At 69.9% G+C, this 17,373-nt stretch carries 15 protein-coding genes and 1 tRNA gene; 10 read left to right on the top strand and 6 right to left on the bottom strand.

Annotated features, from left to right (window positions below; all coding sequences use genetic code 11):
- A partial coding sequence (locus ACTS11_RS09425; protein WP_442640065.1) for a type 1 glutamine amidotransferase domain-containing protein occupies positions 1-468 on the top strand: 468 nt, incomplete at its 5' end.
- A 54-nt stretch (positions 469-522) separates the two neighbouring features.
- Here the strand turns inward: ACTS11_RS09425 and ACTS11_RS09430 are convergent.
- Entirely contained in the window at positions 523-867 is a 345-nt protein-coding gene (locus ACTS11_RS09430) for a cupin domain-containing protein (RefSeq protein WP_442640066.1), read from the bottom strand.
- Between the two features lie 328 nt (positions 868-1,195).
- Here ACTS11_RS09430 and ACTS11_RS09435 point away from each other — a divergent pair, with 328 nt between their 5' ends.
- The 4 genes from ACTS11_RS09435 (at position 1,196) to ACTS11_RS09450 (ending at position 7,420) form a co-directional block, all read left to right on the top strand.
- Entirely contained in the window at positions 1,196-4,000 is a 2,805-nt protein-coding gene (locus ACTS11_RS09435; RefSeq protein ID WP_442640067.1) for a PAS domain S-box protein, read from the top strand.
- The gene (locus ACTS11_RS09440; RefSeq protein ID WP_442640068.1) at positions 3,990-4,358 is read left to right on the top strand and encodes a response regulator; all 369 of its coding nucleotides are present in this window, start codon (positions 3,990-3,992) and stop codon (positions 4,356-4,358) included. The genes ACTS11_RS09435 and ACTS11_RS09440 overlap by 11 nt, the downstream gene beginning before the upstream one ends.
- A 277-nt stretch (positions 4,359-4,635) precedes the next feature.
- Positions 4,636-6,705, top strand: coding sequence for a DEAD/DEAH box helicase (locus ACTS11_RS09445; RefSeq protein ID WP_442640069.1), 2,070 nt, complete (start codon positions 4,636-4,638; stop codon positions 6,703-6,705).
- 379 nt (positions 6,706-7,084) lie between these two features.
- The gene (locus ACTS11_RS09450; protein ID WP_442640070.1) at positions 7,085-7,420 is read left to right on the top strand and encodes a hypothetical protein; all 336 of its coding nucleotides are present in this window, start codon (positions 7,085-7,087) and stop codon (positions 7,418-7,420) included.
- 68 nt (positions 7,421-7,488) lie between these two features.
- Here the strand turns inward: ACTS11_RS09450 and ACTS11_RS09455 are convergent, their stop codons facing one another.
- The gene (locus tag ACTS11_RS09455) at positions 7,489-8,580 is read right to left on the bottom strand and encodes an ATP-binding protein (RefSeq protein ID WP_442640071.1); all 1,092 of its coding nucleotides are present in this window, start codon (positions 8,578-8,580) and stop codon (positions 7,489-7,491) included.
- 516 nt (positions 8,581-9,096) lie between these two features.
- On the opposite strand from ACTS11_RS09455, the gene ACTS11_RS09460 reads away from it, so the two are divergent.
- The 3 genes from ACTS11_RS09460 to ACTS11_RS09470 are packed head-to-tail and all read left to right on the top strand — an operon-like array spanning position 9,097 to position 11,759.
- Complete coding sequence (locus ACTS11_RS09460) at positions 9,097-9,267, top strand: hypothetical protein (protein ID WP_442640072.1); 171 nt, start codon at positions 9,097-9,099, stop codon at positions 9,265-9,267.
- Entirely contained in the window at positions 9,268-10,941 is a 1,674-nt protein-coding gene (locus tag ACTS11_RS09465; protein WP_442640079.1) for a CocE/NonD family hydrolase, read from the top strand.
- A 26-nt stretch (positions 10,942-10,967) separates the two neighbouring features.
- The gene (locus ACTS11_RS09470; protein WP_442640073.1) at positions 10,968-11,759 is read left to right on the top strand and encodes a MipA/OmpV family protein; all 792 of its coding nucleotides are present in this window, start codon (positions 10,968-10,970) and stop codon (positions 11,757-11,759) included.
- Between the two features lie 504 nt (positions 11,760-12,263).
- Here the strand turns inward: ACTS11_RS09470 and ACTS11_RS09475 are convergent.
- The 4 genes from ACTS11_RS09475 to ACTS11_RS09490 form a co-directional block, all read right to left on the bottom strand.
- A tRNA-Leu gene (locus tag ACTS11_RS09475) sits at positions 12,264-12,347 on the bottom strand.
- Between the two features lie 47 nt (positions 12,348-12,394).
- The gene (locus ACTS11_RS09480) at positions 12,395-13,765 is read right to left on the bottom strand and encodes a TRAP transporter large permease (protein ID WP_442640074.1); all 1,371 of its coding nucleotides are present in this window, start codon (positions 13,763-13,765) and stop codon (positions 12,395-12,397) included.
- On the bottom strand, positions 13,762-14,352 hold the full coding sequence (locus tag ACTS11_RS09485; RefSeq protein WP_442640075.1) for a TRAP transporter small permease: 591 nt from the start codon (positions 14,350-14,352) through the stop codon (positions 13,762-13,764). The genes ACTS11_RS09480 and ACTS11_RS09485 overlap by 4 nt, the downstream gene beginning before the upstream one ends.
- Before the next feature lie 495 nt (positions 14,353-14,847).
- A complete protein-coding gene (locus ACTS11_RS09490) occupies positions 14,848-15,900 on the bottom strand; it encodes a TRAP transporter substrate-binding protein (RefSeq protein ID WP_442640076.1) in 1,053 nt (350 codons plus the stop codon).
- A gap of 303 nt (positions 15,901-16,203) precedes the next feature.
- On the opposite strand from ACTS11_RS09490, the gene ACTS11_RS09495 reads away from it, so the two are divergent.
- Positions 16,204-16,815: an exopolysaccharide biosynthesis protein gene (locus tag ACTS11_RS09495; RefSeq protein ID WP_442640077.1), complete on the top strand. Its 612-nt coding sequence runs from the start codon at positions 16,204-16,206 to the stop codon at positions 16,813-16,815.
- A gap of 75 nt (positions 16,816-16,890) precedes the next feature.
- Positions 16,891-17,364 (top strand): disulfide bond formation protein B, encoded by a 474-nt coding sequence (locus tag ACTS11_RS09500; protein ID WP_442640078.1) that lies wholly within the window; start codon positions 16,891-16,893, stop codon positions 17,362-17,364.
- The last annotated feature ends 9 nt before the right edge of the window (positions 17,365-17,373 follow it).

Consider the following 17,373-nt stretch of genomic DNA (forward strand, 5'->3'; position numbering starts at 1 on the left):
CACGCCGCGCGCCTGAAGGGCACGCGGCCGATCGCCGAGGTCGACCTCGACGCCTACGACGCGATCTTCGTCGCGGGCGGGCAATCGCCGATGGTCACGATGATCGACGACACCGATCTCCACGCCTTCGTCGCCCGCGCCTACGAGGCCGGGAAGATCGTGGCCGTGGTCTGCCACGGCACCTGCATCCTGCTGAAGACGCGGCTTTCGAACGGGGATCTGCTCGTGAAGGGCAGGACCTGGACCGGCTTCGCCGACAGCGAGGAGGCCTATGCCGACGCCTTCGTCGGCATGAAGATCCAGCCGTTCTGGATCGAGGAGGAGGCGAAGAAGCTGCCGGACACGAACTTCGTCGTCGCGGGCATGTTCAAGCCCTTCGCGGTCCGCGACGGGAACCTGATCACCGGGCAGCAGCAGTATTCCGGGGCAGCCGCCGCCGAGCTGGTCGTGGAGGCGCTGGGTCGGTGAACATCGACGCGGTGGAACGGGGCGACAGCGCCATCCGAACCGGGTCGCCCGGCGCTATTCCAGGTCCTCCTGGATGTATTCGGGCGATACGTGGATGTCCGTCGTCTCGAGTCGTCCCGGCCCGAGGTTCTCGAACTTGTGCGGCGTGCCCGCCGGCGCGAGCAGGATGTCGCCTGCCACCGCCTCGACGATCTCGTCGCCGATCGTGAAGCGGGCGCGGCCTTCGCGGACGATGAAGACCTCGTCGTAGGGGTGCCGGTGCAGGACCGGGCCCGCGCCGATGCGTTCATTGGAGAAGAACAGGACCGTCACGCCGGTCCCGATGGCCTTCCCTTCGAAACGCCCCCTCCATTCGGCCGGGTCCCTGGCCCAGTCCGCCCGTTCCAGCTTGATCGCCATTCCAGTCCCTCCCCCTCGATCCTCGCGGTCTCATGCGCCGACAGCGTGTCACATCACGCCGGGCAGGCCAGAGAGAATTCGGAATGCGGCTCCCCGATGCGGTCGAGGGTCCACATGGTGCCGTACCGACCGCTGATCGCGCCGGCGCGGCTGTAGTCTGGTCCGCGCGCATTCGGCGTCGCCGGCATCTCGGGGAAGCGATCCCCTCCCCATTCGCCCGCCCCCCATGTCGGGCGCCGCAGCTCTGGGTCGGGTGACCGATGGGTGACCGTCGCTTGTGTATCGTCCGCCTGTTGCAGCGCGAGGCCGGCGGGTCCACACTGACGTCATGCAGTCCGAAGACGCAGGTTCCGCGTGGCCGCTGTGGTCGGGCGAGATGTCGAGGAGACTGCGCGACCATGACTGGGAGCGCACGCCCCTCGGAGCGCATGGGACGTGGCCTGCCGCGCTGCGCACGCTGGTGTCGGTCATGCTCAACTCGAACCAGCCGATGTTCATCGTCTGGGGCAGCGCGCGGACCCTTCTCTACAACGACGGTTACGCCGACATCCTCGCGGCCAAGCACCCGACGGCGCTCGGACGCGATTTTCTCGAGGTCTGGCACGAGATCCGCGAAGACCTGGTGCCGATCGTCGAAAAGGCCTTCGCGGGCCACCCGGTCTACATGGACGACATCGAGCTCTGGATGCAACGCCGGGGCTTTCCCGAGGAAACGCATTTCAGCTTCAGCTATACGCCGATCTTCGATGAGGACGGCGGGGTCTCGGGGTTCTTCTGCCCATGCGTGGAGATCACCCGACAGATTCTCGCCGAGCGGGCCTTGCGCCTCAGCGAGGACCGCCAGGCCTTTCTGGTCAGGCTCGGCGACGCCCTGCGGCCGCTCCAGGACCCCGTCGAGGTCCAGACCACGGCCGCGCGGCTCCTCGGCGCGCACCTTGGGGCGAACCGGGTCGCGTATGCCGAGGATGCCGGTGACGGCGACGCGGTGGTCGTGACGAGAAACTACACGAGCGGCGTTGCGGGCGTCGAGGGGCGATACCGCTATCTCGACTTCGGCGAGAACCTCGTGCGGGAACTGCGGCAGGGCCGGACCGTCGCGCGCCCCGACATCCCGAACGATCCCGTCCTGAACGCCCGGGAAAAGGAGATCCACGCCGCCCTCGGCCTGGCCGCGACGCTGAACGTCCCACTCGTCAAGTCGGGCGAACTCGTGGCGATCCTCGCCGTCCACTACGTGGCGCCCCACGATTTCACGGACGCGGAGATCGCGCTGGTCCAGGAGGTGGCGGAACGCACCTGGGCGGCGGTCGAGCGCGCCCGCTCGGACCTGCGCCGCCAGGAGAGCGAGGAGCTCTACCGGCTCATCGTGAAGGGCGCGCGGGACTACGCCATCTTCACGATGGACGGCGACGGCGTCGTCACCTCCTGGCCGCCCGGCGCGGAAGCGGTCTTCGGCTGGAGCGAGGAGGAGATGGTCGGCCATTCCTTCGATCGAACCTTCACGCAAGAGGACCGCGCGCAAGGCGCCCCGGCCGCGGAGCTCGCGCAGGCGGCGCGCGAGGGCAGCGCACCGGACATCCGCTGGCACGAGACACGCGACGGCTCGCGCGTGTTCATCGAAGGCTCGGTCCTGTCGCTCGAGCGCACGGGAACGGGCCGCCGTGGCTTCATGAAGATCGGGCAGGACGTCACCGAGCGTCGCCGCGCGGCCGACAGGCTGTCCGAAAGCGAGGCCCGGCTGTCCGCGATGTTCGCGGGCGCCTCGGTCGGCCTGTCCGAGATATCGCCCGACGGGCGCCTGTTGCGCGTGAACGACGAGCTCTGCCGCATCCTCGGGCGCACGCGCGAGGACCTCCTGAACCTCGGCGTCCCCGACGTGACGCATCCCGAAGACCTGCCCAAGACGCTGGAAGCGGTCGGACGGGTCTTGCGCGGCGAGGTCTCCGGCGCCGAAAGCGCCATCGACAAGCGGTATCTCCGCCCCGACGGCACGATCGTCTGGGCCAGCAGCCGCGCCACCTTGCTTGCGGCGACCGATGGCGGCCCGGGCAACCTGCTTGCCGTCACGGTCGATCTGACAGATCGCAAGGCCGCCGAAATGGCCTTGCAGGAAAGCGAGGCACGCTTCCGACAGTTCGGGGACGCATCGTCGGACGCCCTCTGGATCAGGGATGCCGACACGCTGGAGTGGGAATACCTCAGCCACGCCTTCGACCGCATCTACGGCGTACAGCGCGAGGTCGCGCTCGAGACCCCGAGCATCGGCTTCCTCATGAACCTCGTCGTCCCGGAGGATCGCGAGGCGACCCATGCGGCCATCCGCGACCTCAGACAGGGCGCGCGGTCCTACGAGTATCGCATCCGCCGCCCGTCGGACGGGGCGGTGCGCTGGCTGCGGACGGAAGGCTTCCGGCTGGTCAGCCCGGACGGACGCGTCGAGCGTCTCGGAGGGATCACGCATGACGCGACCGAAGAGAAGGAAACCGCCGACCGGATGGAGGTTCTGGTCGCCGAGTTGCAGCACCGTACCCGGAACCTCATCGGCGTGGTCAGGGCCATGTCGGCACGCACGTTGCGCGGGAGCACCTCGCTCGAGGACTACGGACAGCGCTTCGGCGAGCGGCTGGAGGCGCTCGCGCGGGCGAACGGCCTCCTGTCCCGGCTGGAAGAAGGGGATCGGGTGACGTTCGACGATCTGATCGAGACGGAACTGCGCGGACACGGAATCCTGGACGAGGCCGGATACGGGTCGCAGGTTACGGTGGCCGGGCCGAGGGGGATCGGCCTTCCCTCCGCATCGGTGCAGACGCTCGCCCTGGCGCTGCACGAACTGCTGACCAACGCGGCGAAGCACGGCGCCCTGAAGACGCCGGACGGGCATCTGAGCATCGCGTGGGACGTCGCGAGGGGCAGCCCGCGGAGGCTCCGCTTCGAATGGCGCGAGACGGGCATCCGTGTCGCCGACACGGACCCTGCCCCGCGGCCCGGCGGCTACGGCCGCGAGCTGATCGAGCGGGCGCTGCCCTACCAGCTCGGCGCGGAAACGACATACGTTCTGGAACCCGATGGCCTTCGCTGCGTCATCATGCTGCCACTCCCGGAGCGGCGCAGGAGGACGGGACATGAGCAGTGACATCGCCGACCTCGCGCGGGGTCGACGCATCCTCGTGGTCGAGGACGAATACCTGATCGCGGCCGACCTCTGCGAAGCCCTCCAGGAGCTCGGAGCGGAGGTGGTCGGGCCGGTGGCGAACGTGACCGCCGCGCTTGCCGAGATCGACAAGGTGGATGCCCTCGACGGCGCGACGCTCGACGTGACGCTCGGTCAGGAGAAATCCTTCGAGGTGGCGGCAGCGCTCCGGACGCGCGGCGTCCCCTTCGTCTTTCTCACGGGATACAGCGACCGCGGCTTGCCCGCTCAATACGGCGACGTTCCCCGGTGCGACAAGCCGTTCGACGTGCAGACCCTGTTGAGAGCGATCTTCAGGTAGCTCATCGCCCGTCCTGGCGATGTCTCCGAGCCGTCGTCCCATGCGATGTCATGCCGCCCGATCTCGCGGTGGCAGGCATCGACGCGAACCGGGCCGCAGCGGACCCGCGGCTTCCGAGCCGGGAGGGCGGCGAGGTCGTGCCCGGGCGGTTTTCCATATGGCACTCCGCCCTGTGTACACGAGGAACGAACTGCGTTAGGAGGCGCCCTTCGCCGGACGCAACCTCGACAGATCGCCGCGGGTGTCGTCGCGGGCGTCATTCAGATCGGACCCGTGCATGATCCAGTCCCTGTCGGCCGCACTCGCGGAGCGTGGCTACGAAACGCTCACGCCGGTACAGGCGGCCGTCACCGATCCCGCGCTCCGCGATGCCGATCTCCTCGTGTCGGCACAGACGGGCTCGGGCAAGACCGTGGGCTTCGGGCTCGCGATCGCGCCCAGTCTTCTGGGCGAAGCCGACACCTTCGGCCCCGCGGCGGCGCCGCTTGCGCTGATCGTCGCGCCGACGCGGGAACTGGCGTTCCAGGTGACGCGCGAGCTTGGCTGGCTTTATGCGAAGACGGGCGCGCGCCTGGCGTCGTGCGTGGGCGGCATGGACATGCGCGACGAACGCCGCGCGCTGGAACGCGGCGCGCATATCGTCGTGGGCACGCCCGGCCGCCTGACGGACCATATCCGGCGCGGCTCGCTCGACATGGGCAGCCTGCGCGTCGTGGTGCTCGACGAGGCCGACGAGATGCTCGACCTGGGGTTCCGCGAGGACCTCGAGTTCATGCTGGGCGCGGCGCCCGCCGACCGCCGGACGCTCCTGTTCTCGGCCACCGTCCCGCCGATGATCGCGACGCTGGCGCAGCACTACCAGCGCGAGGCGGTGCGGGTCACCACGCTGACCGACCGCAGCCAGCACGCCGACATCGCCTACCAGGTGCTCGAGGTCGCGCAGGCCGATGCCGAGAACGCCATCATCAACGTCCTGCGCTACCACGAGGCGCAGAACGCGCTGGTCTTCGCCAACACGCGGGCCACGGTGAACCGGCTGACGGCGCGTTTCGCGAACCGCGGCTTTTCCGTCGTGAGCCTGTCGGGCGAACTCAGCCAGACCGAGCGGACCCACGCGCTTCAGGCGATGCGCGACGGCCGGGCCCGCGTCTGCGTCGCCACCGACGTGGCCGCCCGCGGCATCGACCTGCCGAACCTCGAGCTTGTCGTCCATGCCGAGTTGCCGACGAATGCCGAGACCCTGCTGCACCGCTCGGGCCGGACCGGACGCGCCGGGCGCAAGGGGCTGTCGGCGCTGGTCGTGCCACCCAAGGCCGCCCGCCATGTCCAGCGGCTCCTGAAGAGCGCACGCGTCGTGGCCGAGTGGACGCGGGCGCCCGGCGCCGACGACATCCGCCGCCGCGACGAGGAGCGGCTCCTCGCCGATCCCGCCTGGTCGGACGAGCTTGCCGGGGACGAGGCGTCCTTCGCCGATCGCCTCCTCGCGCTCCACGATCCGCGGGCCATCGCCGCCGCCTGCCTGCGGTTCTACCGCGCGCAGCATTCCGCGCCCGAGGAACTGGCCGATCCCGCGGAGCGCCCGGCCGCGCGCGAGCGGGCGCCCTTCGGGCCGAGCGTCTGGTTCTCGCTGTCGGTCGGCCGCGAGGCGCGGGCCGAGGCGCGCTGGCTTCTGCCGATGCTGTGCCGCGCGGGCCGCGTCGGCAAGGACGCGATCGGCGCGATCCGCGTGCAGCCCTCCGAGACCCTCGTGGAGATCGCCGAGGCGCGCGTGCCCGAGTTTCTCGCGGCGATCGGGCCGGACGGCATGCTGGAGGACGGCATCACGGCGCGGCGCGCCGATCGACCGCCCGCGGAGGTTCGGGCGCCGGGCAAGCCGGCGCGGCAGAGCGACGAACCGTCGGCCGTCGCGTCCGCACCGCCATCCGGCATCGCACCCGCGGAGCCCGTCACCGCTGCGCCGAGCCCCGCCCCGGCGCCGGAGGCGAAGCGGCAGAGGTCGCGCGGCACCCTGAAGTCCGGGCATGGCGCAGACGGACCCGGAACGGCCCATTCCGCTTCGGCGCAGCGACGGGCCGACGATGGCCCTCGCAAGACGCGGACCCGCGGCAAGGACGATACGGCGGGGGCGAGGCCCCCGGGCAAGACGCGACCCGGGAAGGGGATGCCGGACGCTGCAAGGACACCTCGCCAGCCGTCCGCGGCTGGCCGCACCGGCGCATCCGACACCTCGCGGCGCTACGATCCGTCGGACCGTCCATCTTCCGGACCCGGTCCCGGCAAGGGTCCGCGCGGCAAGGGGAAGGCCAAGGCCCGGCACGCCCCGAGACCCGGCAAGAAGGACAGGTAGCAGCGCTCCGGATCACGCCCGAACCGTGATCCTCGATCGCGACCGCAAGGACTCCCCTTCGCGGGAGGGGGGCCACCTCGGGTCGTTGACACGGATCGGCCCGCCGCGCTCCGCGCAAGGACGGGAGGGCACCCGCAGATGCCGATACCGCGCTCGCCCCGCAGCGATCATCAGACTGCGGATGCGCGCAGGACGCAGGCCCCGTCACACCCTGGTCATGTCGCCTCGCGATGGTCGTCGCCATCGGCGGCAATTGGCGCATGGGGAGACGTGTCTGCGCGCTTTGCCGCCGCCCGGCTCGGTGGCCTCGCACCGGCGGCAACCCTCCATCGACCCCGGCGGTTCGGGAAGCACAGGGACGTATCTGATGGAGGTTCAAATGCACAGCGACCATGACCGCGGCCGGACCGACCCGTATGGCCGCAGGCCCGGCGGCGACCCGATGGCCCCGCGCGGCACGGACGCCGGATACCGGAGAGGATCGTCCAGCGGAGGCGTCGTGGCGGGCGTCCTGCTGCTCGTCCTTCTTGGCGTGATCTTCTTCGCGACCCTCGGAGGCTGGGGCGGCCGCGACGCCGCGCCGGTCACGACTGCGCCCGCCGACGGCGTCGCGACCGAGGCGGATCCGGTGATCGACGTCGCTCCGGACGGCGCTCCCGAGGCGCAGACCGCTCCGGCGGTCGGACAGGAGACCGCGCCCGCTCCGGCCGAGTGACACCGCGACCGGCATTGCGGCCCCGGCGGGCGGACGCCTGCCGGGGCCGATGCGCAGGATCGGAACGATCAGGAGGCCGCGGCACCGCGCTGCATGCCCGCGGGCATCGGAAGGTCCACCCAGAACCGCGTCTCCGCTTCGTCGCTGGTGAAGCCGATCCTGCCTCCGATCGAGGTCGTGAGGTTGTGCGCGATCGCAAGCCCAAGCCCGCCGCCCTGTTTGCGCCGGGTATCGCTCGGTTCGCCGAGGACGAAGGGCTGGAAGATGAAGTCTCGCATCGCGTCGGGAATGGGAAGGCCGATGTTGCGCACGCTGATGCGCGCCGCCCCATCCACCCGCTCGAGACGGACCGTGACGTCACCCTTGGGGTCGGAATACTTGATCGCGTTCGACAGCAGGATCCGAAGCACCCGCATCAGCCGCTGCGAATGGGTCTGACACATGACCGACGGCACATGGGACACGACATGCACGGGAATGGCGGCCGCTTCGGATTTCTCGCGCATGGCGCCCACGGCGCCTTCGACGATGTCGGCCAGATCCACCTCCTCGGGTTCATCGAGGCTATCCCCGGCGGCGACCTGTTCCATTTCCAGAATATCGTCCAGGAGCGATTTCAGGCGTTTGCAATTCCTCGACGCTATGTCCAGCAGGCCTCGCGTCGGCCCCGGCAAGTCCCGTGCCGCCGTCCCCTCCAGCAACTGCAAGGCACCCATGATCCCGGTCAGCGGCGTGCGCAGTTCGTGGTTCACGGTATGAATGAACTCGCTTTTCAGGAATTCGAGTTGCCGCGCCGCCGTGACATCGGTGATCTGCGAGATGTACATGACCGGTGTTCCGGCGGCATCGCGCACGACCGTGAGGTAGAGGACGGCCTCGACGATCCGGCCGCTCGCATGGATGTAGCGCTTCTCCAGCCGCACGCTCTTCCGGCCGGACGCCACCAGCGCGCGCGCGGTCGCAACGGTCGCCTCGCGATCCTCGGGCAGTGTCACCTGCTTGAACCCGGCGACCATCAGTTCCGACTTGCTGTATCCAAGGATGTCGCACAGGGCCGGGTTGACGTCGATCCATGAGCCATCCATCCGCGTCAGCGCCATGCCGATGGGAGAATGCTCCATCGACGCATGGAGCAGGCTTTCGCTGTCGGTGATTTCCATTTGGGTCATCTATCTTGGGTTATCGCTTTCAGGGTCGACCACTCCGACGGGTCACGGGCCGGCCCGTTCCGGGTCACGGGCGGTGGCGGGCGGCCGGCGCTGGCCTTGACCCGGAACCCGCCACGACTTCGGACTCGATGTCACGATCCGGGTCGGAACCGTGGCCCGCCGAACGAGCGATCACAGGACAGTGCGCAGGAGCGATAGACCTCGCGATCACTCTCAGGCCCACAGGTCGAAAAGGAGGCGGAGACGTGGAAACCTCGAGACGATGCGAGGCGTCCCGACACGTGGGTTCCTGATCCTTGTGGCGGCCCCTGCGGTCACGCCCGGCCAGAGGGGCGGCGACATCCTTCCAGCTCCTGAAGCGAGGACGCATCCGGCGTCGAACGCGGCCCCGATCATGGCTGCCGCCATGTTCGTTCGTGCAGTGCAGGCTGCATTTCGTGCAGGCCCGGTTGCAGTGCGATCTCTTCCGGAAGCCCCTGAACCTCGCCCAACAACGAGGTTCCCCCGATGTCTCATGTCACAACGGTTCCAGGCCGATCCCACAGGAATGGCCCGCGCTCCGTCGGCGTCCTGTTCGCCGCGTTTCTCTGCCAGACGGCCCTTGCCCTGGCCGATACCCATCTCATCGCGACCGAAGTCGCCATGCGCGACGGCGTGGCGCTCGAGACCTTCATCTAGCTGCCGGACGGCGACGGGCCGTTTCCGACGCTGGTGACGCGCACGATCTACGGCCTGCCGATCGCGCCTCTCGGCGGCGAGCCGTTCGACAGCCGCCGGACGCTGCCCGACCGAGCGGCCGACGAGGACGAGGACGAGGACGAAGATGGGGACGAAGATGGGGACGACGACCTCGACCCCGCCGAGGCGCTGGCCCGGGGCTGGCCCCTGATCACCGAGAACGGCTATGCGCTCGTCATCCAGAACACCCGCGGCCGCATGGGGTCCGGCGGTGTCGACCGGAGCTGGCTCGACGACCGCAGCGACGGGTACGACCTCGTCGAATGGGTGGCCGACCAGCCCTGGAGCAACGGGCGCATCGGCATCTTCGGCGACAGCGGTCTCGGCATGACGGCCGCGCTGGCCGCCGCCGCCCAGCCACCCTCGCTCGACGCGGTCTTCCTGCAGGCGGCCCCGGCCGACCCCTTCGGGATCGACATGGCGCCCGAGGGCGGCGGCATGAAGGTCGAGACGCTGCTCCTGCAGGGCGCCTCGCTCGCCTTCGACGTCAGCCCCGGGCATGTGGCGGCGCGCGGCATCGCACCCGCAGAGGTGCCGGAGTTCGTCGAGGCCATCGGCGGCTACTTCGGCGCACTGGCCCAAGGCATCGAGGACCCGCTGTCTTCGGAGGTCTGGATGGCGGCGCCCCTCGGCCGGTCCGAGGAACTGGCCCGGCTGATGCCGTTCTGGAGCCTTCTGGCTGACGCGGACGTGCTCGCGGCCTACCGCACAGAGCTCGACGTGCGCGGCGACATCTTGGTCCCGACCTCCATCGTCAGCCTCTGGCAGGACAGTTTCGCACGAAGTGCCGTCGCGCTTCACGCGGATCTCGTGGAGCGGGGCGTGCCCACCGAACTGCTGGTCGTGAACGGCAGCCATTACGAGATCGACGACCCCCGCATCTATCCCGAGCCGCGGATGCTGTCGTGGTTCGACCACTGGCTCAAGGACGCCCCGGCCCCGGCGCGGGCCGACGTCGAGCTTGCGGTGCAGGGAGAGGCCGACGCGTTCCTCCGCGCGGATGCCATGGCGGATCTCGTGGCGCCGGCGCTGGTGGTCCACCTGACGGACGACGGCGGGATGGAACCGCGCGGTGATGGCGCCGAAGGTGAGGTGGTCTTCACCAGCGATCCGGCCGATCCGGTCCCGACCCTCGGTGGCCGCAATCTCCTTGCCGCAGCGGGCACGCAGGATCACGCCAGCCTGCTCGGCCGCCCGGACATCGCCGTCTTCCGCACGGCTCCGTCGACCGTGGAGAGCTGGATCGCGGGACCGGTCGTTGCGGACCTCACCGTCCGCACCGAGGCGCCGAGCTTCGATGTCAGCGCGCGGCTGCTCGAGATCGCGCCCGACGGCACCGCCCGCCTTGTCCTGTCGCATCTGGCACGGGTCGCAGCCGCCTCTCCGGGGGAGACGCGGGTCACGGTCGAACTCGGCCAGATCGTGCACCGCGTCGCACCCGGGCACGCGCTTGCGCTTCTCCTCGCCGGGTCGGACTTCCCGGCCTGGGACCGCAATCCGCAGACCGGCGGCGATCTCTTCACGTCCGGCGAGATGCGATCCGCCACCCTCGGCATCGTCACCGGCGGCGCAATGCCGAGCGCGCTGGCGATCCCGCTGTTCACCGCGAACTGACCGTTCCAGACAAGAGGCACCCGCTCATGACCATCCTGAACACAGCCGCCTCTCGCGCGGCCTTCGCGACCGCTCTGCTCCTTTGGACCGGAGCGGCCGCAGTTGCACAGGCGGACGCCGACGAAAGGGGCGTCATCGTCCTCGGCCTTGGCGCCGCGATGGAGCCGGTCTTCGCCGGCTCCGACCGGACGCGGGTCGAGCCCGCCCCCATCATCGAGGCGCGATACGGACGCGTCTCCATGGGTGAACTCGGGGTCGGTTTCGACATCTTCGCCAGCGACGGACCCTCCGGGTTGACCTTCGGTGTGGCCATCGGGCCGGGAGAGGGCCGAAGGGAACGGGATGACGCACGGCTGGCCGGCCTCGGGAACCTGGACGGCGCCGTCGAACTGGCGGTCTTCGCCGAGGCCGAGTGGGGCGTGCTGGAATTCGACGCCTCGGTGGTCACCGATCTGGGCTCGGGCCATGGCGGCACGTTCCTGAACCTCGGGGTCGGGTTCGGGAACACCCTCTCGGACCGCCTGAGCTACGAGGTGGAGTTGTCCACGATCTACGGCGACGACACCTATGCGAACGCCCTCTACGGTGTCAGCGCCGCACAGTCGGCGCTGTCGGGCTATGCCCCCTTCTCCCCCGGCGCGGGCTTCACCGAGGCGTCGCTCGACCTCTCGATACGCTACGCCATCACCGATACCTGGTTCGCCGAGGCGACCGTCGGCGTCGGAACCCTTCTCGGAGAGGCGCGCAACGCGCCGTTCGCCGCCCGGGACAGCTTCACATCCGCCTCGATCGGCATCGGCCGGGTCTTCCGGTTCTGAAGCGGTCGAAGGTGCCGCCGTCCCATGACACCGGGGCGGCGGATGCCGCCGAATCTGCGCGCGCCAATTCCATGATGGAGAGGACAATATCGAGGCCCGGAGACTGGCAAACCGTCCTCGCCTCTCCCCAGGATCGCAGGACGAGACGTTTCACACGAACCTCGTCACCGAGGTTCCGGGCGTCGAGAAGGGTGCTTTCCGCGTCGCAAGACACGCGCGTTGCGCGTGCGCCCTCATTCCCCAGATCCTTCAGGTCGCCGCCATGGCGGTCGCAACGCGCGGAACCGGCTCGGCCACGATGTCTGCGATGAACGAAGATGGCCGGTCTCAGCGGCATCTTTGCACCGCTCGCCACCCCCGCGACCATCGCACGCGCCGTCTCGCCGGTCCCGCTGGCGATGGTGTTCCCTGGCTTCCGATTCTGACGCGAGCGCGCCTCACCCGCAAGCCGCACCAGCTCCCTCCGCGGAAGGTCTGCGCAACGCCGGCTCCGTTCGGAAGTGCTGGTACCCGAGGTCGGACTCGAACCGACAAGCCTTGCGGCGGGGGATTTTGAATCCCCTGCGTCTACCATTCCGCCACTCGGGCAACGCGTGCCTGCGTATCGCCGCGCCTGTCCCGCGTCAATCCGGCGGCTAGCCGAAGAGCACCCCCACGAGCCAGAGCGTGATGCCCGGGAACATCACCAGGATCACCACCCGCACGAGGTCCGACAGGACGAAGGGCGCGACGCCCGCGTAGGTGCGCACCATCGGGATGTCGCGCGCCATCGAGTTGATGATGAAGAGATTCATCCCCACGGGCGGCGTGATCAGCCCGACCTCCACCACGATCAGCGCGAGGATGCCGAACCAGATCGCCGCCTCCTCGGGGCTGAGCGTGCGGCCGAGGATCACGAAGTCGAGCGACATGATGATCGGGAAGAAGATCGGGATTGTCAGCAGGATCATGGAGAGCGAGTCCATGACGCAGCCGAAGATCAGGTAGGCCACCAGCATGATCGCAAGCACCACGAGCGGCGCGTAGCCCGAAGCCTCGATCCAGGTCACGAGGAGGTCGGGCGCTCGGGTCAGCGCGAGGAAGGAATTGAACAGCTTGGCGCCCCAGACGATGAAGAAGATCATCGCGGTCGCCTGCGCGGTGGCGAGCACGCTGTCGAGAAAGCCCCGCCAGTTCAGGCCCCCCGTCAGGATGCCGTAGAGCCCCGTGGCGACGGCGCCGACCGCCGCGCCCTCCGTCGGCGTGAAGAGCGCCTGCACGCCCGACTGCGTCCAGTCCCAGTCCGCCGCGATCCCGCCCATGACGAGGCCGAAGATCGCCACGACCGGCCAGATGCGGCCGAGGGTGCGGAACCGCTGGGCATAGGGCACGCGGTCGGCGGTGGTGGCCGCGCCGGGCCGGACGCGCACGTAGATCGCGACCGTCAGCATGTAGCCCAGCGCCGCGAGGATGCCGGGCACGATGGCGGCCACGAACATCTTCACGATGTTCTGCTCGGCGAGGATGGCGTAGATCACGAGGATGATCGAGGGCGGGATCAGGATGCCGAGCGTGCCGCCCGCGGCGAGGACGCCGGTCGACAGGCTGTCGGAATAGCCGCGCTTGCGCATCTCGGGCAGCGCCACCTGCCCCATCGTCGAGGCCGTGGCGAGCGAGGAGCCGCAGATCGCCCCGAAGCCTGCACAGGCCCCGACCGAGGCCATGGCGACACCGCCCCGCTTGTGCCCGAGCCAGTCGGAGGCCGCCTGGAACAGCGCGCCCGACATGCCGGACTTGGTCGCGAACTGCCCCATCAGGAGGAAGAGCGGCACGATGGAGAGGTTGTAGTCCTTGAACGTGTCGTAGGTCATGGACTTGAGCTGGCTGAGCGCGGGGCTCGGCCGCCCCAGCACGATCCAGGTGCCGACGAAGCCCGTGACCGCCATCGCCACGCCGATCGGCACCCGCAGGAAGATCGCGAGGAGCATCAGCGCGAAGGCCGCGAAGGCCAGTTCCAGCCCGGTCACGGCGTCCGCTCCATGCCTTCGATGGTCCAGTTGAGCGACCGCCACACGGTGTAGAGCGCGGTCAGGAAGAACAGCGCCACGCCCACGAAGGCGAAGGCGTAGGGAATCCAGACCGGGATCTCGAGCTCGTAGGTGACTTCCGGGAAGAAGGGGCGCGACCCCATCCCGAGCGCCGCGCGCAGCCCGTCCGAGCCGTGCGGGAACTTCTCGCCGAAGCCGATCCAGAGCCGCCAGGCCATGACGAAGGCCACCACCGCGAGGAGGATGTCGCCGACGAGGCCCGAGAAGGCGCGCGCGCGCCAGGACAACCGCTGCACGACGATGTCGACGGCGACATGGCCGCGCTTGAGCTGGCACCAGGGCAGGAAGGCGCAGACCGCGATGACGGTGCCGAGTTCGACCAGCTCGTAGTCGCCCGGGACGGGGCGGAAGAAGGCGATGCCGTCGAACTGCCGCCCGATGATCGAGGCGCAGACCATGACCGCCACGAGCACGAGGATCACGCCCCCCGCGAAGGCGAGAAGGCGCGCCATGCGCTCGACCGCGCGGCCCGTCGCGGCCTCGGCCCGGGGCGCGATCAGCAGCATCCGCGGCCTTCGGCGTCCGCGTGCCACGCCTGGACGACCGCAGCCGACCCCGCGCGGTCCCGGCGGCATGGAATTAGGCGTCCGGGCGGCCTCCCCTCCGCCCGGACCGGAGGTGGGGCGCTCGGTGCTCCCTCACGCCACTCGCTCCCTCCGAAACGATCTCTCACGGACCTCTCCCGTTCCCGGCGCCGCGCGCTGCGGGCAGGATCCCAAGCGCGTCGCGGGAACGCCGCAGGCGCGCGCTTCTCTTCTGCCAGAGCCGGGATGGCGGGATCAAGATGCGGGGTCGACGCGGCGGGCGCCCCGGGCCGGATTTCTTCTACAAGAAACTCGGTCCGCCGACGGCACCCCGCCACGGCGCCCGGACGGCCGGGACCGGGCGCTCCCCGCACCCGCTCCAGACCGGGACACGGCTCCGAAAGCAAGCCTCGCCTCACCGCAACTCCACCCCTCGTGCGACGGCCCCGGCCCGCGACGGGCCGGGACCGGACCTTCTCACTGGTCCGAGTACTGCGCCACGAGCGCGCGGGCGTCGTCGACGAGCTGCTGGCCGTCGAGGCCGAGGCCGTTCATCTCCTCGATCCAGCGCTGCGTGACCTCCTCGCCCACGGCGCGCAGCTCGGCCACGACCGCATCGTCGAGCGTCACGATGGTGTTGCCGCGCTCGCGGATCGCGGTCTCGGCCACCTCGTCGCCCTCGTCCATCGCGCGGCCCGCCCAGGCCGAGGTCTCGACGCCCGAATTCGCGTCGATCACCGCCTTCAGGTCATCGGGCAGGCTGGCGTAGGTGTCGGGGTTCATCGCCCAGATGAAATACGTGTTGTAGAGCGCGCGGTCGCCGCCGATCTGTGTGTGGTTCTCGGCCAGTTCCTCGACGCGGAGCGCGGGCACCACCTCCCACGGGATCACGCCGCCGTCGACCGTGCCGCGGCTGAGCGCCTCGGGGAAGGCGGGCACGGGCATGCCCACGGGCGTCGCGCCCAGTTCCTCGAGCAGCGCGTTCGCCATCCGCGAGGGACCGCGGAGCTGGAGCCCGTTGAAGTCGGAGATCGAGGTGATGGGCGCGTTGGTCGTGTGGATGACGCCCGGCCCGTGAACATGAACGGCCATCAGATGCACATCCGAGAAGCGCTCCATCAGGTGCTCCTGCGTGAAGTCCCAGGCCGCGCGGCTCGACGCCTCGCCGGACATCGACGTCATGAAGGGCAGTTCGAAGGTCTCGGCCTCGGGGAAGCGGCCGGGCGTGTAGGCGGGGATCGTCCAGACGCAGTCCACGACGCCGTCGCGCACCTGGTCGTAGAGCGAGGGCGGCGTGCCGCCGAGCTGCATCGCGGGGTAGATCTCCACGTCGATGCGGCCGTTCGACTCCGCCTCGATCCGCTCGGCCCAGGGCTCGATGAAGCGGCGCGGCACCGAGCCCATCGGCGACAGGAAATGGTGGCAGCGCAGCGTCACTTCGGCCTGTGCGCTCGCGGCGCCCGCCCCGACGGTGAGCGTGGCGCCGACCACGGCGGCGGCCAGCGCCGCCGTCTTGAAGATGTTCGTCATGTCATTCCTCCCTTGGAGCCTCCTGGTGTCATGGATGCACCGGCTGGCCCGAACGCTCTTCGCATCAGTCCGAGCGCTTGCCGCCGGCCTGCGGCATACGCTCCGTGCGTCATCCTTAACCAAGGCCCGAAACCTGTCACCCGTTTTTTGTGCGGCGGACGAACCCCGCCGGCGCCCCCAGCGGCGCCGCCCGCGCGGTTGCCGCAGGCCGCACGCGCCGACGCTGGCACGGCGGGCATTCCTTTGCTACGCGGTGCGGCAGATCAGGACCGCGCCCCGCGCACCCGAGGAGACACCCGCGCCATGGCGGACCCCGAAGAAACCGTGACGATCTCCCGCCGCCTCGCGAAACTGGCGGAGGATGCCGAGACCGACACCGTCACCCTAGACTGGCTGATGGAGCAGCTCCATGAACGCGCCTTCGGCCTGTTCCTTCTGGTGCTCGCCCTGCCCTGCTGCATCCCGTTTCTCTACGGGGTGCCGCAGATCGTCGCCCTGCCGCTCATGTTCATCTCCGTGCAGGTGCTCCTGGGCCGGAAGTCGCCCTGGCTGCCGCGGTCGCTCGCGGCGCGGACGGTTTCGCGCGATGCGCTGCGCAACCTCGCCCGGCGCGCGGAGCCCTGGCTGCGGCGGATCGAGGCGGTGAGCCGACCGCGCCTCTCGTCGCTCACGCGCGCGCCCCTCGACCGGATGGTGGGGCTGGCGCTGGTGCTGTTCAGCGCCTCGATCCTCGTGCCGCTTCCCGGAACCAACACCGTCCCCGGGATCGCGGTGGTCATCGTCGCGATGGGCCTCCTGCAACGGGACGGCGTCCTGGTCATTCTCGGCGCGCTTCTCGGCACGGCCTGGATCGGGTCGCTGGTCTTCGCGGGGGCGAGCCTCGTGCGGCTGATCGCCGGATGGCTCGGGTTCTGAAGCGGGTGCCGGGGCTTGCAACCCCCGCCGGTTTCCCCGACATCACCCGCGTGGGAAAGCCGAAAGGGAAATCCGATGCCGAGCCGCCGCACCCTGATGATCCTCGCGGGCTTCGGATCGGCCGCGATGCTGGCGGCGGCCTTCGCCTTCCAGCACCTCGGCGGCCTCGCGCCCTGCGCCATGTGCCTCTGGCAGCGCTGGCCGCATGCGGGCGCCATCGTCCTGGGTCTCCTCGGCGCGGCCGTGCCCTCGGCGCTGGTGGCGGTCGCGGGCGGCCTCGCGATGCTCGGCAATGCGGGGATCGCGCTCTACCACACGGGCGTCGAGCGCGACTGGTGGGAAGGCCCGACCTCCTGCTCGGGCGGCGGCGGGGATCTCGGCGCGATGGACGTGGCGGACCTCCTCAACCCCGAGATCGGGTCGGGCATCGTGATGTGCGACGAGGTGGCCTGGGAGATGCTCGGCCTCTCCATGGCGTCTTGGAACGGGCTCGCCTGCCTCGCGCTCGCCGCGCTGTGGTTCGCGGCGGCGCGGGCGCGGACGGCCTGAACGCGGGCG

Origin of the sequence: Roseicyclus sp. (genome assembly GCF_052168335.1) — a bacterium.
Taxonomy (GTDB): domain Bacteria; phylum Pseudomonadota; class Alphaproteobacteria; order Rhodobacterales; family Rhodobacteraceae; genus Roseibacterium.